This window comes from Pseudomonas sp. SD17-1 (genome assembly GCF_029201585.1).
GTDB classification, from domain to species: Bacteria; Pseudomonadota; Gammaproteobacteria; order Pseudomonadales; family Pseudomonadaceae; genus Aquipseudomonas; species Aquipseudomonas palmensis.
Window position 1 is genome coordinate 4,577,730 of record NZ_CP104044.1, and the last position, 14,404, is coordinate 4,592,133.

Consider the following 14,404-nt stretch of genomic DNA (forward strand, 5'->3'; position numbering starts at 1 on the left):
GCGCGCTCATGTCTACCCGCGAAAACACCGGCCTGGCCCTCGGCCTGCTCGGCGTCATCATCTTCAGCCTGACCCTGCCCATGACCCGCATCGTGGTGCAGGAGATGCACCCGCTGCTCAACGGCCTGGGCCGGGCCCTGGTGGCCGCGATCCCGGCAGCGGCGCTGTTGCTGTGGCGCCGTGAAAAGTGGCCCACCTGGCAGCAGGTCAAGGGCCTGAGCCTGGTGGCGCTGGGGGTGATTCTCGGTTTCCCGGTGCTGTCGGCCTGGGCCATGCAGAGCGTGCCGGCCTCCCACGGCGCACTGGTCAACGGCCTGCAACCCTTGTGCGTGGTGGTGTATGCGGCGTGGCTGTCCCACGAGCGACCTTCCACGGCGTTCTGGGCATGGGCGGCGCTGGGCAGCGCACTGGTGGTGGCCTACGCGATGATCATGGGCGCCGGACACATCCAGGCCGGTGACCTGCTGATGCTGGCGGCGATTGCTGTGGGCGGGCTGGGCTATGCCGAAGGCGGCCGCCTGGCGCGGGAGATGGGCGGTTGGCAGGTGATCTGCTGGGCGCTGGTGCTGTCCAGCCCGCTGCTGCTGGGGCCGGTGGTGTACCTGGCGCTGCAGCATGAGGGCGCGATCAGCCCGCGGGCCTGGTGGGCGTTCGGCTATGTGTCGCTGTTTTCGCAGTTCATCGGCTTTTTTGCCTGGTACGCCGGGCTGGCGCTGGGCGGAATCTCACGGGTGAGCCAGGTGCAGCTGCTGCAGATCTTCTTCACCATCGCGCTGTCGGCGCTGTTCTTTGGCGAGCAGGTGGCGCCGATCACCTGGGTGTTTGCCGGCGGGGTGATTCTGACGGTGGTGCTGGGGCGCAAGGCGCGGGTGCATCCGGCACCGGTCAAGGCCTGAGGTGCCGCCATCGCGGGTCAAGCCCGCTCCCACAGGTAAGGGTGATCCTTGTGGGAGCGGGCTTGACCCGCGATGACGGTGGTGAGGTTCAGACAGGAATCAAGCCATCTGCCCGCAGCAGCGTCTCCAGACAATGCTCCTTGACCCCATAGAACGCCTTGAGCGCCTGGATCTTCTCCAGCAACGCCTGCGCCGCCACCGGCTCGCGCCGCCGGGTGGCCAGGATCATCTTGTTCTTGTTGGTGTGCTCCAGCGAGATGAACTCGAACACCTTGGTCTCGTAGCCACAGGCCTCCAGGTACAACGCACGCAGGCTGTCGGTGAGCATCTCGGCCTGCTGCCCCAGGTGCAGGCCGTACTGCAGCATCGGCTTGAGCAACCCCGGGCTGTGCATCTGCGGGCGAATCTGCTTGTGGCAGCACGGCGAGCACATGATGATCGCCGCGCCACAGCGAATACCGGTATGAATCGCGTAGTCGGTGGCAATGTCACAGGCATGCAGGGCGATCATCACCTCGATGGCGCTGGGCACCACGCTGCGCACATCGCCACACTCGAACTTCAGCCCCGGATGCTCCAGGCGCGCGGCGGCGGCATTGCACAGCTCGACCATGTCCGGGCGCAACTCCACGCCCGTCACCTGCGCCTCGCGCTGCAGGGTGTTGCGCAGGTAGTCGTGGATCGCGAAGGTCAGGTAGCCCTTGCCCGAGCCGAAGTCCGCCACCCGCACCGGCTGCTCTGCCGCCAGTGGCGCGCTGCTCAGCGCATGGGAGAACACCTCGATGAACTTGTTGATCTGCTTCCATTTGCGCGACATCGCCGGAATCAGCGCCTGCTGCTTGTCGGTCACGCCCAGATCGTGCAGAAACGGCCGGCTCAGCTCCAGGTAGCGCTTCTTCTCGCGATCATGCTCGCCGGTCACCACCTCGCGCGCCTGTTGCACGGCGTTGCGATGCAGCATCGGCTTGCCCTTCTTGGTGAACTCCAGCTGCACCTCGTCGTTCAGGCTGAGCAGGTGCGCGTTGCGAAACGAAGCCGGCAACAGTTCACCGATCAACGTCAGCGCCTCGTCCAGCGCCAGGTTGCGGGTGATGTCGCGGGTCTTGTAGCGGTACACGAACGACAGGCTGGCCTGCCCCTTGATCGTCAGCGGCTTGGCCGTTACCCGCTGCAGGTCGACCTCGGCGCCGACATGGCGCGCCAGCACCAGTTTGATGAAGGTGTGCTGGTGCAGGCTGGTGGCGAGCAGCGCCAGAAACTGCGCACGCGCATCCGGCGCGGCCTGGGCGGTGGGGGTTGCGGACATGGGGAGTGGGTGCCTCGGGTTGCGGGGGGCGCCCGCAGGCGCGCAATGGCGCGCATTTTACGTGGATGACCGCCCCAGGCACAGCATTTGTCGATCAGCGCGCATGCCTCAGCCCAGCAGCACCAGCCGGTTGGGCAGCTCGTTGCGCGCCTGGGTCACCGGCACATGGGCCGCCAGCAGCTCGCCACAGGCCTCGATGCAGGTGACAAAGCCCTGCAGGGTCTGGCCCTGCTGCACCTGGGCGGTGAAGGTGCGCACGATGGCGTTCCAGGCCTGGTTGTCGAGGCGACTGGAGATGCCCTCGTCCACCAGGATCTCCACATACCGCTCGGCCTCGCTGACGAAGATCAGCACCCCGGTGCGGCCCACGGTGTGATGCAGGTTCTGCTCCAGAAACTGGCGCCGCGCCAGGTTCGACGCACGCCAGTGGCGCACCCTGCGCGGCACCAGCCAACTGGTCAGGCGCGGCAGGCGGAACACCAGGCACAGCACGATGAAGGTCAGCCACTGCGCCAGCAGCAGGCCATGCACGCTCAGCCAGCCGCTCAGGTAATAGAGGACGCCCGGCACCACCAGCGCCAGCAGGCTGGCCCACAGCAACGGGATATAGGCATAGTCGTCGGCACGCGCCGCCAGCACCGTCACCAGCTCGGCATCGGTACGCTGTTCTACCTGGGCGATGGCCTGGGCCACCTGACGCTGTTCGTATTCACTGAGCAATGCCATTTACGTGTGTGTCTCTTGTCGTGTAGTTACCAGCCGCCGGAGGACCCGCCCCCGCCGAAACTGCCGCCGCCGCCACTGAAGCCACCGCCGCCACCGCCCAGGCCGCCCCCGAAACCGCCGCCAAGACCACCGCCAAAGCCCCCGCGCCCACCGCGGCCACCCCCGCCAAGACCCTGCAGGGCGAACACGATGATGATCATCAGGATGAACAGGCCCACCGCCCAGACCGGCGCACCTTGCTGCTGCGCCTCGTCTGCCAGAGGCCGCGCCGGCTCGTCCAGCGGTGCGCCGCCCAGCACCTGAAGGATGGCCGCCGTGCCAAGCACGATGCCCTGGCTGAAGTCGCCACGGCGAAACGCCGGGGTGATCACGCTGTTGATGATGACCGAGGCCTGGGCATCGGTCAGGCGGCCCTCCAGGCCATAGCCGACTTCGATGCGCAGCTTGCGCTCCTGGGGGGCGACGATCAACAGCGCACCGTTGTCCTTGCCCTGCTGGCCGATGCCCCAGTGGCGCCCCAGCTGGTAGCCATAGTCCTCGATGGCCTGCCCGTGCAGGCTGGCCAGGGTCACCACCACGACCTGCTCGCCGGTGGCCTGCTCGTGGGCCTTGAGCATCTGCTCAAGCTGGCTGCGGGTGGCGCCGTCGAGCAGCCCGGCCTGGTCCACCACCCGTGCACTGAGCGCCGGGAACTGGGGCGCGGCCCACAGCCAGCCGCTCGCCGCCAGCAGCACCAGCAGCAGCGCCGCCTTGAGCGCACGCATCAGAATTTCACTTCAGGCGCTTTGTCGGCATCGGCGCTGGTGGCCTCGAAGTTCTCGCGCAGCGGCATGTCGCTGTACATCACGCTGTGCCACAGGCGCCCGGGGAAGGTACGGATCTCGGTGTTGTAGCGCTGCACGGCGGCGATGAAGTCCTTGCGCGCCACCGCGATACGGTTTTCCGTACCCTCGAGCTGGGACTGCAGGGCCAGGAAGTTCTGGTTCGACTTCAGGTCCGGGTAACGCTCCGAGACCACCATCAGGCGCCCCAGCGCACCGCCCAGCTGGGCCTGTGCGGCCTGGAACTGGCGCAGTTTTTCAGGATCGTCCAGGGTGCTGGCATCGACCTTGATCGAGGTGGCCTTGGCCCGCGCTTCGATGACCGCGGTCAAGGTGGCCTGCTCCTGCCTGGCGTAGCCTTTGACCGTTTCGACCAGGTTGGGAATCAGGTCGGCACGGCGCTGGTACTGGTTCTGCACCTGGGCCCAGGCCGCCTTGACCTGTTCGTCGTATTGGGGAATGTTGTTGATGCCGCAACCGGCCAGCAGGCTGGCCAGTGCCAGCACCAGCCACAACCGTGCTCTGTTCGATACCTGCATTGTCGCTACGCTCCGTGAGTGCTCGAAATGCGCCGGACTTGAGGCATAATCCGACGCCGCCGCTGGATCGTGATGGCCCAATCGGCTAAAAGATGCCCCAGCAAACTACAACAATAGCCGCTTCCCCAACTTCGGCTTGCCAGTCTGCACCGTGACGACTGCCGCAGCCTTGAGAACAGAATTCATGAACAAGCTGTGTTTGCTGGGCCTGCTCGTCAGCCTGGCCAGCCAGTCGGCCTTCGCTGACTCGCCTGCCGCCGCGCCATTGCAAGACAAACAGGCGTTCATCGCCAACCTGCTCAAGCAGATGAGCGTCGAGGAAAAGATCGGCCAGTTGCGCCTGATCAGCATCGGCCCGGAAATGCCGCGCGAGAAAATCCGCGAGGAAATCGCCGCCGGGCGCATCGGCGGTACCTTCAACTCGATCACCCGTGACGAGAACCGGCCCATGCAGGACGCCGCCATGCGCGGGCGCCTGAAGATCCCGATGTTCTTCGCCTATGACGTGATCCACGGCCACCGCACCATCTTCCCGATCAGCCTGGGCCTGGCCGCCAGCTGGGACATGCAGGCCATCGCCCAGGTCGGCCGTACCTCGGCCCTGGAAGCGGCCGCCGACGGCATCGACATGACCTTCGCGCCCATGGTCGACATTGCCCGCGACCCGCGCTGGGGCCGTACCAGCGAAGGCTTTGGCGAAGACACCTACCTGGTGTCGCGTATCTCCAGGGTGATGGTCGAATCGTTCCAGGGCCGCAGCCCGGCCAACGCCGACAGCATCATGGCCAGCGTCAAGCACTTTGCCCTGTACGGCGCGGTGGAAGGCGGGCGCGACTACAACACGGTCGATATGAGCCCCACGCGCATGTACAACGAGTACCTGCCGCCCTACCGCGCCGCCATCGATGCCGGTGCCGGCGGCGTGATGGTGGCGCTGAACTCGATCAACGGCGTGCCCGCTACCTCCAACACCTGGCTGATGAACGACCTGCTGCGCCGCGACTGGGGCTTCAAGGGCGTGACCGTCAGCGACCATGGGGCGATCACCGAGCTGGTGCGCCACGGCGTGGCCGCCGATGGCAAGCAGGCGGCGCAGCTGGCGATCAAGGCCGGCATCGACATGAGCATGAACGACACGCTGTATGGCCAGGAACTGCCGGGGCTGCTCAAGTCCGGCGCGGTCAGCCCGGCCGAGCTGGACAACGCGGTGCGCGAGATTCTCGGCGCCAAGTACGACATGGGCCTGTTCGCCGACCCGTACCGGCGCATCGGCCAGGCCAAGGACGACCCGGCCGACACCTATGCCGACAGCCGCCTGCACCGCGACATCGCACGGGACGTGGCGCGTCGCAGCCTGGTGCTGCTGGAGAACCGCCAGCAGACCCTGCCGCTGAAAAAGTCCGGCACCATCGCCCTGGTCGGCCCGCTGGCCGATGCCCCGATCGACATGATGGGCAGCTGGGCCGCCGCCGGTCGCCCGCACCAGTCGGTGACCGTGCGCGAGGGCCTGCGCCGTGCCCTGGGCGACAAGGCCAGGGTGCTCTACGCCAAAGGCTCGAACGTGACCGGCGACAAGGCCGTGCTCGACTACCTCAACTTCCTCAACTTCGACGCCCCGGAAATCGTCGATGACCCGCGCCCGGCTGCCGTGCTGATCGACGAAGCGGTCAAGGCCGCCAGGCAGTCGGACGTGGTGGTGGCCGTGGTCGGCGAATCGCGGGGCATGTCCCACGAATCGTCCAGCCGCACCACCCTGGAGATCCCGGCGGTGCAGCGCGAGCTGATCAAGGCCCTCAAGGCCACCGGCAAACCGCTGGTGCTGGTGCTGATGAACGGTCGCCCGCTGTCGCTGGCGTGGGAGCGCGAGCAGGCCGACGCCATCCTGGAAACCTGGTTCAGCGGCACCGAGGGCGGCAACGCCATCGCCGACGTGCTGCTGGGCGACTACAACCCCTCGGGCAAGCTGGCCATCACCTTCCCGCGCTCGGTGGGGCAGATCCCGATGTACTACAACCACCTGCGCATCGGCCGCCCGTTCACCCCCGGCAAGCCCGGCAACTACACCTCGCAGTACTTCGAGGAGCCCAACGGCCCGCTGTACCCCTTCGGCTACGGCCTGAGCTACAGCACCTTCAGTGTGTCGGCGCCGAGCCTGTCGAGCACCACACTGAAACAGGGCCAGAGCCTGGAGGTCAGTGTGCGCGTGAAGAACACCGGCCAGCGTGACGGCGAAACCGTGGTGCAACTGTACCTGCAGGATGTGGCCGCCTCGATGAGCCGCCCGGTCAAGGAACTGAAGAACTTCCAGAAGCTCATGCTCAAGGCCGGCGAGGAGCGCACCCTGCACTTCACCGTGCAGCCGGACGACCTGAAGTTCTACAACAGCCAGTTGCAGTGGGTTGCCGAACCTGGCGAGTTCAACGTCCAGGTCGGCCTGGACTCCGAAACCGTGCAACAGCAACGCTTCGAGCTGCTGTAAGTCGCTGTGACGTTCACGGGGAAGTGCCTGGCAGCCTTCCCCCCTGCCAGGGTACTGCTTGCCATGCCGTTCACTTACCGCGCCGTGCGACTGGGCCTGATTCTGCTGCTGATCACCGCCGGCACCCTGCTGGCCGCCGGCTGGGCGATGAATCAGGCCAAGCGTCAAGCCATGCTCGACGATACCCAGCGGGCCAGCCAGCAACTGGCGCTGTACGCCAACTCGCTGCACACCCTGATCGAACGCTACCGCGCCCTGCCCGCTGTGCTGGCGCTGGACTCCGAACTCATCGCAGCCCTCGGCGGCCCGGTGGGCGAAGCGACCCAGGACGCGTTGAACCGCAAGCTCGAACGCATCAACGGCGCCGCCAGGTCGTCCACCCTCGAACTGCTCGACCACACCGGCCTGGCCGTGGCGGCCAGCAACTGGCGCCTGCCTACCACCTACGTGGGGCAGAACTACGGCTTTCGACCGTACTTCAAGCAGACCCGCACCCAGGGCAGCGGGCGCTTCTATGCGGTGGGGGTGACCAGCGGCATTCCCGGCTACTTTCTGTCCAGCGCGGTGCTGGGCGACCAGGGGCGGTTTCTCGGGGCCATGGTGGTCAAGCTGGAGTTTCCCGAGCTTGAGCGCGAATGGCGCCAGGGCAGCGACGTGCTGCTGGTCAGCGACGCCCGCGGGATCATCTTCCTGGCCAACCAGGACGGCTGGCGCTACCGCGAGCTGAACCCGCTATCGGCGGCCGATTTCAATGAGCTGGACGCCACCCGCCAGTACGACAAGAAGTCGCTCTTGCCCCTGCAGCGCCAGGTGCTGACCCGCTTTGACGACAACAGCCACCTGGTGCGCGTGCAGCGCCCCGAAGGCGACACCGACTACCTGTGGGAAAGCCTGCCGCTGGAAGCCGAGGGTTGGACCCTGCACCTGCTGCGCACACCGCGCACCGGGGATGACGAGCGCAACGCCGGGCTGACGGCCGCCGCCGTCTGGCTGACCCTGGTGTTCGCGGTGCTGTTCATCAGCCAGCGCCTGCGCCTGGCCCGCCTGCGCCAGCGCAGCCGCGACGAGCTCAAGCGCCTGGTGGAGGAACGCACCCATGAACTGCGTATGGCTCAGGAGGGCCTGGTGCAGTCGACCAAGCTGGCGGCGCTGGGGCAGATGTCCGCCGCGCTGGCCCACGAGCTCAACCAGCCGCTGACCACCCAGCGCATGCAGCTGGCCACCCTGCGCCTGCTGCTCGACAGCGAGCGCCTGGACGAAGCACGCCAGGCCCTGCAGCCGCTGGACCAGATGCTCACGCGCATGGCGGCCCTTACCGGACACCTGAAAACCTTTGCCCGCAACAGCCCCAGCGGCCTGCGCGAACGTCTGGACCTGGCCACCGTGGTCGACCAGGCGCTACAGTTGCTCGACCCGCGCATCCGCGCCGAGGGCGTCAGCACCGCGCTGTACCTGGCGCGTCCGGCCTGGGTACGCGGCGACGCCATCCGCCTGGAACAGGTGCTGATCAACCTGTTGCGCAACGCCCTGGACGCCATGGCCGACAAAACCTGGAAACACCTGGAGATCCGTATCGAAAAGCAGCATGACCACTGGCACCTGAGCGTGCTCGACAGCGGCGGCGGCATCAAGCAGGAGCACCTGGGCTGCGTGTTCGACCCATTCTTCACCACCAAACCGGTGGGCGAAGGGCTGGGCCTTGGGCTGGCGATTTCCTACGGCATCATCCATGAAGCCGGCGGACGCCTGCAGGTCGACAACCAGCCCGGCGGTGCGCGTTTCAGCCTGACCCTGCCCTGCGACCCGGAGCCTGCATGCTGAATGCGGTGATTGTCGTCGACGACGAGGCCAGCATCCGTACCGCGGTGCAGCAGTGGCTGAGCCTGGCCGGCTTCGAGGTGCAGCTGTTCGAACGTGCCGAGGCGTGTCTGGCACAGCTGCCCGAGCATTTTCCCGGGGTGATCCTGAGCGATGTGCGCATGCCCGGCATGGGTGGCCTGCAACTGCTGGAGCAACTGCAGGGGCGTGATGCCGACCTGCCGGTGATTCTGCTTACCGGGCATGGCGACGTGCCGATGGCGGTCGAAGCCATGCGCAATGGCGCCTACGATTTTCTGGAAAAGCCCTTCAGCCCCGACAGCCTGCTCGGCAGCCTGCGCCGCGCCCTGGAGAAACGCCAGCTGGTGCTGGAGAACCGCCGACTGCATGAACAGGCCGACCTCAAGGTGCGCCTGGAAAACACCCTGCTGGGCATGTCGCCTGGCCTGCAGCAACTGCGTCGCCAGGTGCTGGACCTGGCCGGGCTGCCGGTCAATGTGCTGATACGCGGCGAAACCGGCAGCGGCAAGGAGCGCGTCGCGCGGTGCCTGCATGATTTCGGCCCGCGGGCCGACAAGCCGTTCGTGGCGCTCAACTGTGCGGCGATCCCCGAGCAATTGTTCGAGGCCGAGCTGTTCGGACACGAGAGCGGCGCCTTCACCGGCGCCCAGGGCAAGCGCATCGGCAAGCTCGAATATGCCAACGGTGGCACGCTGTTCCTCGACGAGATCGAGAGCATGCCGCTGGCCCAGCAGGCCAAGCTGCTGCGGGTGATCCAGGAGCACAAGCTCGAGCGCCTGGGCGCCAACCAGAGCATCAGCGTGGACCTGCGCATCATTGCCGCCACCAAGCCCGACCTGCTGCTCGAAGCCCGCGCCGGGCGTTTTCGCGAAGACCTGGCGTACCGTCTGAACGTGGCCGAACTGCGCCTGGCGCCGTTGCGCGAGCGGCGCGAAGACATCCCCCTGCTGTTTGCCCATTTTGCCCGCGCCGCCGCCGAGCGCCTGGGCCGCAGCGCCGCCGACCCCAGTGGCGCACAACTGGGCCGGCTACTCAGCCACGACTGGCCGGGCAACGTGCGCGAACTGGCCAACGCCGCCGAGCGCCACGCCCTGGGCCTGGACGATGCGCAATCGGCGGCAGTGGCGCATACCGGGCAATCGCTGGCTGCCCAGCAGGAAGCCTTCGAGGCCCAGTGCCTGCGCGCCGCCCTGAGCCGTCATCAGGGCGACATCAAGGCGGTGCTCGAGGAGCTGCAACTGCCCCGACGCACCCTGAACGAGAAGATGCAACGCCACGCACTGGTGCGCGAAGACTTCCTCGAACGCCCCGGCTCATAGGCGGATTCTTGCCTATCGCTGCGCCGCCAATGAGCGGATTTCCGCTCATTCGACCTGCCAAACCCTTCTAAACCGGGCATTCGCTGGCTGGCACGGGTCCTGCTATGGCCCTGTCAGGCCGCGTTTACACGTGCACCACAAAAACAACTAGAAGGTTGCTTCAATGGATAACTCCACCTCTCTGCCTGCTGGGGCAGCGGCCGCACCCGCTGAAAAAACCACCTCCAGCCGCCTCAAGTCGATTTTCTCCGGCTCCATCGGCAACATGGTCGAATGGTACGACTGGTACGTCTACGCGGCGTTCTCGCTGTATTTCGCCAAGGCCTTCTTCCCGGCCGGCAACACCACCACCCAACTGCTCAACACCGCCGCGATCTTCGCCGTGGGCTTCCTGATGCGCCCGATCGGTGGCTGGCTGATGGGTATCTATGCCGACCGCAAGGGCCGCAAGGCCGCGCTGATGGCCTCGGTACTGCTGATGTGCGCCGGCTCCCTGGTCATCGCCCTGACACCCAGCTACGAAACCATCGGCGTCGCCGCGCCGGTGCTGCTGGTGATCGCACGCCTGATGCAGGGCCTGTCGGTGGGGGGTGAATACGGCACCTCGGCCACCTACCTCAGCGAGATGGCAACCAAGGAGCGTCGCGGTTTCTTCTCCAGCTTCCAGTACGTCACGCTGATCTCCGGCCAGCTCATCGCGCTGGCGGTGCTGATCATCCTGCAGCAGACCCTGACCACCGAGCAGCTGTACTCGTGGGGCTGGCGCGTACCCTTCGTGATCGGCGCGCTGTGCGCGGTGGTGGCGTTGTACCTGCGTCGCGGCATGGAAGAGACGGCCTCGTTCACCAAGAAGGAAAAGGCCAAGGAAAGCTCGATGCGCACCCTGCTGCGCCACCCCAAGGAACTGGCGACCGTGGTCGGCCTGACCATGGGCGGCACCCTGGCGTTCTACACCTACACCACCTACATGCAGAAGTACCTGGTGAACACGGTGGGCATGAGCATCAGTGACTCGACCATGATCTCGGCGGCCACCCTGTTCCTGTTCATGTGCCTGCAGCCGGTGATCGGCGGCCTGTCGGACAAGATCGGCCGTCGCCCGATCCTGATCGCCTTCGGTGTGTTGGGCACCCTTTTCACCGTGCCGATCCTGACCACGCTGCACACCATCGAGACCTGGTGGGGTGCGTTCTTCCTGATCATGGCAGCACTGATCATCGTCAGCGGCTACACCTCGATCAACGCGGTGGTCAAGGCAGAGCTGTTCCCCACCGAGATCCGTGCGCTGGGCGTGGGCCTGCCGTATGCGCTGACCGTGTCGATCTTCGGTGGCACGGCCGAGTACGTGGCACTGTGGTTCAAGAGCATCAACATGGAGACCGGCTACTACTGGTACGTCACGGCGTGCATTGCCGTCTCGCTGCTGGTGTACGTGTTCATGAAGGACACCCGCAACAACTCGCGGATCGAGACCGACTGATCGGTTTACTGCGGTAGACAAGGGGCCTCCAGCGATGGAGGCCCCTTTTTTGTGGGCTTAATTCGGCATTAATGCGGGTGCGCGATGCTGGGCCCACTCAGAACCGAGTCGTCCTCCTGGCTGGCAAGCCAGCGCCCCTGGGTGCGTCGGCGCTCGCAAAACACTGTGGGCACTGGCTTGCCAGCAGAGGCCAACCGCTTTCTGATGCATCGATTTAATAGATTCATATAGGCAATATTTTGCGCTTTTTAATCAAATTAACGGGCGTAAAATCAAACCCATAGCAACAGACAACCCCTCACCACCGGAGTTACCCCCATGAAAACCAAACTGATGCTGGCCCTCACCTTCTCTGTCCTGGCCGCCAACGCTTTCGCCGAAGACGGCTTCGACCGCACCAACGCGCACAACTTCGCCGTGGAACACGCCCAGCCCGCCACCGTGGCAGAAGACGGTTTCGATCACACCAACGCGCATCGCTTCGTCGAAGATGGCTTCGACCGCACCCAGGCCCACCGCATCAGCTGACAGCCGATGCAGCGCCACAGCCCGGCTTCGGCCGGGCTTAGTCATTTTCAGGGCCGGCAACTGTTGGCACACTAGGCGCACCCTCCGCCCACAAGGCCCGATGATGTACTACTACGAACCCGCAAAAGGCCACGGCCTGCCCCACGACCCGTTCAACGCCATCGTCGGCCCGCGCCCGATCGGCTGGATCTCCTCCCAGGACCGCGACGGCCGCCTAAACCTTGCGCCCTACAGTTTTTTCAACGCCTTCAACTACATTCCGCCGATCATCGGGTTCTGCAGCGTCGGGCGCAAAGACAGCCTGAACAACATCGAACAGACTGGCGAGTTCGCCTGGAACCTGGCCACACGCCCGCTGGCCGAGGCCATGAACCAGAGCTGCGCCGCCGTGGCGCCAGAGGTCGACGAGTTCGCCCTGAGCCAGCTGACCCCGGCAGCCTCCAGGGTGATTGCGGTACCCCGGGTGCAGGAAAGCCCGGTGTCGTTCGAATGCAAGGTGACCCAGATCGTGCAACTGCAACGTGCCGACCAGGCGCTGGTGCCAAGCTGGCTGATTCTGGGCGAAGTGGTAGCGGTGCACATTGCCGAGCACCTGCTCAAGGAAGGGATCTACGACACCGCAGCCGCCGAGCCGATTCTGCGCGGCGGCGGCCCGGCGGATTACTTCGAGCTGGGCAACCTGTTCAAGATGGCCCGCCCGCAGGCCTGATCACCAGATCAGTTCGGCGTCGTCACTGACGCCGTTCAGGCGCTCCAGTTCGACCATTGCAGCGTCATCGGCCTCCAGTGCGGTCTTGAATACCTGCCCTGGCAGCACCTTGTGAAAACGCGGTGCGCCGCCAGCGCCCAGGGCCTTGACCGCGATCGCGGCACTGTAGCCACCCTCGCCCGGCACCACCGCCGATACTGCCTCGAATACGTCGAATTCTTTACGTGCCATTGCCTCTCACATCCACATCGGTTGCCGGAAAGGCGCCATTCTAACTCGCCGGCTGCTCGGTGAACGTCTGCAGGTCGAGGCTGTCCACCACCCGCGCCTGCACCAGTTCACCAAACAGCTGCAGGCTGGGCGAGGCAAAGTAGTCGTGCAACGCCGAAGTATCGGCCCACACCCCGTTGAGCAACCACAGGTCGGCATCGCAGGTGGAACGCTGCACGCTGAAATGCAGACACCCCGGGGTTTGCCGCGACGGTTCGAGCAGTTGCTGCAGGCGCACGCCCAGCTCGGCCGAACGGCCGACGCTGGCGCGCACGAAGGAAAGATGGCTGACCGGTTGTGATGACGTCATGTGCGGTGCTCCTTGAAGCGGCCAGGGAAGAAAACCCAGGCTGCCAAGGCTACGGCCCAGGCCACGCGCGGCGTTAGGCGATTCCTGTCGACGGCTTGCCTGATTCTGCACCCGTCGCAGGATCAGGCAAGAACCGCGCAGCATTCGGCTAGCGCCCCGGCGTGCGCGAACCTATGCTGCGCCCATCGGCAGAGGAACCCGCACATGTCAGCCCCAGACCCCACCCCACCGTTGCTGGACCCGGCCCTGGAGCTTCTGCGCCAGGAACTGGCCGGGCTGGTCGTTCGCCACTGCCCCAGCGGCACGGTGCCTTCGGCCATCGCCGACCTGCACCTGAGCCGCTACGAGCAGAGCACCCGCTCGATGCCGACCCTGGCGCAGCCGGCGCTGTGCATCCTGGCCCAGGGCCGCAAGGAGATCTGCCTGGGCGACGAGACCTATGTTTACGACCCGCTGCACTACATGGTGGTGTCGGTGGCGATGCCGATCAGCGGTGCACTGCTGGAGGCCAGCCCGCAGAACCCCAGCCTGGGCATTCGCCTGGACATCGACCCGGCCGAGATCAACAGCCTGATCGCCGAGGCCGGGCCGATGGGCGTGCCGTCGCAGCCGTCGTCGCGGGGGGTGTTCATCGAACGCCTGGACACCCAGATGCTCGATGCATTGCTGCGCCTGATCCGCCTGCTGGATACGCCCAAGGACATTGCCGTGCTGGCGCCGCTGATCCGTCGCGAGATTCTCTATCGGCTGCTGCGTGGGCAGCAGGGTGCGCGGCTGTACGAGATCGCCATGGCCAACACCCAGACCCACCGCGTGTGCCAGGCAATCCAGTGGCTCAATGATCATTTTCAGCGCCCGCTGCGCATCGACGACCTGGCACGGGAGGTAAACCTGAGTGCCTCGACGCTGCACCACCGGTTCAAGGCGGTGACCTCGATGAGCCCGTTGCAGTATCAGAAGCAACTGCGCTTGCAGGAAGCGCGGCGGCTGATGCTCAACGATGGGTTGGAGGCGTCGGTGGCGGGGTATCGGGTGGGCTATGAGAGCCCGTCGCAGTTCAGCCGCGAGTACAGCCGGCTGTATGGCGCGCCACCGCTGCGGGACATGGCAAGGTTGCGTAGCGCGCTCTAGATCGCTTTCGCCGGCAAGGCCGGCTCCTACAGGCAGTACGCGGTCGCCTGT

At 65.8% G+C, this 14,404-nt stretch carries 13 protein-coding genes and 1 pseudogene; 8 read left to right on the forward strand and 6 right to left on the reverse strand.

Translation table 11 applies throughout. The annotated features are described in order from the left end of the window. Positions 1 to 8 precede the first annotated feature (8 nt). Complete coding sequence (locus N0B28_RS20800; RefSeq protein WP_253086613.1) at positions 9 to 896, forward strand: DMT family transporter; 888 nt, start codon at positions 9 to 11, stop codon at positions 894 to 896. 88 nt (positions 897 to 984) lie between these two features. Here the strand turns inward: N0B28_RS20800 and N0B28_RS20805 are convergent, their stop codons facing one another. The 4 genes from N0B28_RS20805 to N0B28_RS20820 all read right to left on the reverse strand — a co-directional run bounded on the left by N0B28_RS20805 (position 985) and on the right by N0B28_RS20820 (position 4,288). Beyond that, the gene (locus N0B28_RS20805) at positions 985 to 2,202 is read right to left on the reverse strand and encodes an SAM-dependent methyltransferase (protein ID WP_275728468.1); all 1,218 of its coding nucleotides are present in this window, start codon (positions 2,200 to 2,202) and stop codon (positions 985 to 987) included. Between the two features lie 108 nt (positions 2,203 to 2,310). Then, positions 2,311 to 2,928 (reverse strand): TPM domain-containing protein, encoded by a 618-nt coding sequence (locus N0B28_RS20810; RefSeq protein ID WP_275728470.1) that lies wholly within the window; start codon positions 2,926 to 2,928, stop codon positions 2,311 to 2,313. 26 nt (positions 2,929 to 2,954) lie between these two features. After that, positions 2,955 to 3,692, reverse strand: a complete 738-nt coding sequence (locus N0B28_RS20815) for a TPM domain-containing protein (RefSeq protein WP_058540923.1) — start codon at positions 3,690 to 3,692, stop codon at positions 2,955 to 2,957. Next, complete coding sequence (locus N0B28_RS20820; protein ID WP_043860787.1) at positions 3,692 to 4,288, reverse strand: LemA family protein; 597 nt, start codon at positions 4,286 to 4,288, stop codon at positions 3,692 to 3,694. The genes N0B28_RS20815 and N0B28_RS20820 overlap by 1 nt, the downstream gene beginning before the upstream one ends. A gap of 184 nt (positions 4,289 to 4,472) precedes the next feature. On the opposite strand from N0B28_RS20820, the gene bglX reads away from it, so the two are divergent. The 6 genes and pseudogenes from bglX to N0B28_RS20850 all read left to right on the forward strand — a co-directional run bounded on the left by bglX (position 4,473) and on the right by N0B28_RS20850 (position 12,642). Beyond that, positions 4,473 to 6,767, forward strand: a complete 2,295-nt coding sequence (bglX, locus tag N0B28_RS20825) for a beta-glucosidase BglX (RefSeq protein WP_088515508.1) — start codon at positions 4,473 to 4,475, stop codon at positions 6,765 to 6,767. Between the two features lie 63 nt (positions 6,768 to 6,830). Next, on the forward strand, positions 6,831 to 8,588 hold the full coding sequence (locus N0B28_RS20830; RefSeq protein WP_043860785.1) for an ATP-binding protein: 1,758 nt from the start codon (positions 6,831 to 6,833) through the stop codon (positions 8,586 to 8,588). After that, on the forward strand, positions 8,582 to 9,925 hold the full coding sequence (locus N0B28_RS20835) for a sigma-54 dependent transcriptional regulator (protein WP_078479560.1): 1,344 nt from the start codon (positions 8,582 to 8,584) through the stop codon (positions 9,923 to 9,925). The genes N0B28_RS20830 and N0B28_RS20835 overlap by 7 nt, the downstream gene beginning before the upstream one ends. A 163-nt stretch (positions 9,926 to 10,088) precedes the next feature. Next, positions 10,089 to 11,405 carry an MFS transporter gene (locus tag N0B28_RS20840; protein WP_043860783.1) on the forward strand — a complete coding sequence of 439 codons (1,317 nt, stop codon included), beginning with the start codon at positions 10,089 to 10,091 and terminating at the stop codon, positions 11,403 to 11,405. Positions 11,406 to 11,723: 318 nt separating this feature from the next. After that, a pseudogene (locus N0B28_RS20845) lies at positions 11,724 to 11,912 on the forward strand (heme utilization protein); the annotation flags it as partial. Between the two features lie 124 nt (positions 11,913 to 12,036). Continuing rightward, positions 12,037 to 12,642 carry a flavin reductase family protein gene (locus N0B28_RS20850; RefSeq protein WP_043860781.1) on the forward strand — a complete coding sequence of 202 codons (606 nt, stop codon included), beginning with the start codon at positions 12,037 to 12,039 and terminating at the stop codon, positions 12,640 to 12,642. Here N0B28_RS20850 and N0B28_RS20855 read toward each other — a convergent pair whose 3' ends face one another. Together N0B28_RS20855 and N0B28_RS20860 are read right to left on the reverse strand one after the other, a co-directional pair. Next, positions 12,643 to 12,873, reverse strand: a complete 231-nt coding sequence (locus tag N0B28_RS20855) for a hypothetical protein (RefSeq protein ID WP_275728482.1) — start codon at positions 12,871 to 12,873, stop codon at positions 12,643 to 12,645. A 40-nt stretch (positions 12,874 to 12,913) separates the two neighbouring features. After that, complete coding sequence (locus N0B28_RS20860; protein WP_043860779.1) at positions 12,914 to 13,222, reverse strand: antibiotic biosynthesis monooxygenase; 309 nt, start codon at positions 13,220 to 13,222, stop codon at positions 12,914 to 12,916. Positions 13,223 to 13,426: 204 nt separating this feature from the next. On the opposite strand from N0B28_RS20860, the gene N0B28_RS20865 reads away from it, so the two are divergent. Then, on the forward strand, positions 13,427 to 14,353 hold the full coding sequence (locus N0B28_RS20865) for an AraC family transcriptional regulator (RefSeq protein WP_054914792.1): 927 nt from the start codon (positions 13,427 to 13,429) through the stop codon (positions 14,351 to 14,353). Positions 14,354 to 14,404: the final 51 nt, after the last annotated feature.

Bases quoted from the DNA above. Each gene is read 5' to 3' on its own strand.
- N0B28_RS20840 (WP_043860783.1), top strand. From the start codon at position 10,089: ATGGATAACTCCACCTCTCTGCCTGCTGGGGCAGCGGCCGCACCCGCT.
- N0B28_RS20815 (WP_058540923.1), bottom strand. From the start codon at position 3,692: ATGCGTGCGCTCAAGGCGGCGCTGCTGCTGGTGCTGCTGGCGGCGAGC.
- N0B28_RS20855 (WP_275728482.1), bottom strand. From the start codon at position 12,873: ATGGCACGTAAAGAATTCGACGTATTCGAGGCAGTATCGGCGGTGGTG.
- N0B28_RS20830 (WP_043860785.1), top strand. From the start codon at position 6,831: ATGCCGTTCACTTACCGCGCCGTGCGACTGGGCCTGATTCTGCTGCTG.
- N0B28_RS20810 (WP_275728470.1), bottom strand. From the start codon at position 2,928: ATGGCATTGCTCAGTGAATACGAACAGCGTCAGGTGGCCCAGGCCATC.
- N0B28_RS20860 (WP_043860779.1), bottom strand. From the start codon at position 13,222: ATGACGTCATCACAACCGGTCAGCCATCTTTCCTTCGTGCGCGCCAGC.
- N0B28_RS20805 (WP_275728468.1), bottom strand. From the start codon at position 2,202: ATGTCCGCAACCCCCACCGCCCAGGCCGCGCCGGATGCGCGTGCGCAG.
- N0B28_RS20800 (WP_253086613.1), top strand. From the start codon at position 9: ATGTCTACCCGCGAAAACACCGGCCTGGCCCTCGGCCTGCTCGGCGTC.
- N0B28_RS20820 (WP_043860787.1), bottom strand. From the start codon at position 4,288: ATGCAGGTATCGAACAGAGCACGGTTGTGGCTGGTGCTGGCACTGGCC.
- bglX (WP_088515508.1), top strand. From the start codon at position 4,473: ATGAACAAGCTGTGTTTGCTGGGCCTGCTCGTCAGCCTGGCCAGCCAG.
- N0B28_RS20850 (WP_043860781.1), top strand. From the start codon at position 12,037: ATGTACTACTACGAACCCGCAAAAGGCCACGGCCTGCCCCACGACCCG.
- N0B28_RS20865 (WP_054914792.1), top strand. From the start codon at position 13,427: ATGTCAGCCCCAGACCCCACCCCACCGTTGCTGGACCCGGCCCTGGAG.
- N0B28_RS20835 (WP_078479560.1), top strand. From the start codon at position 8,582: ATGCTGAATGCGGTGATTGTCGTCGACGACGAGGCCAGCATCCGTACC.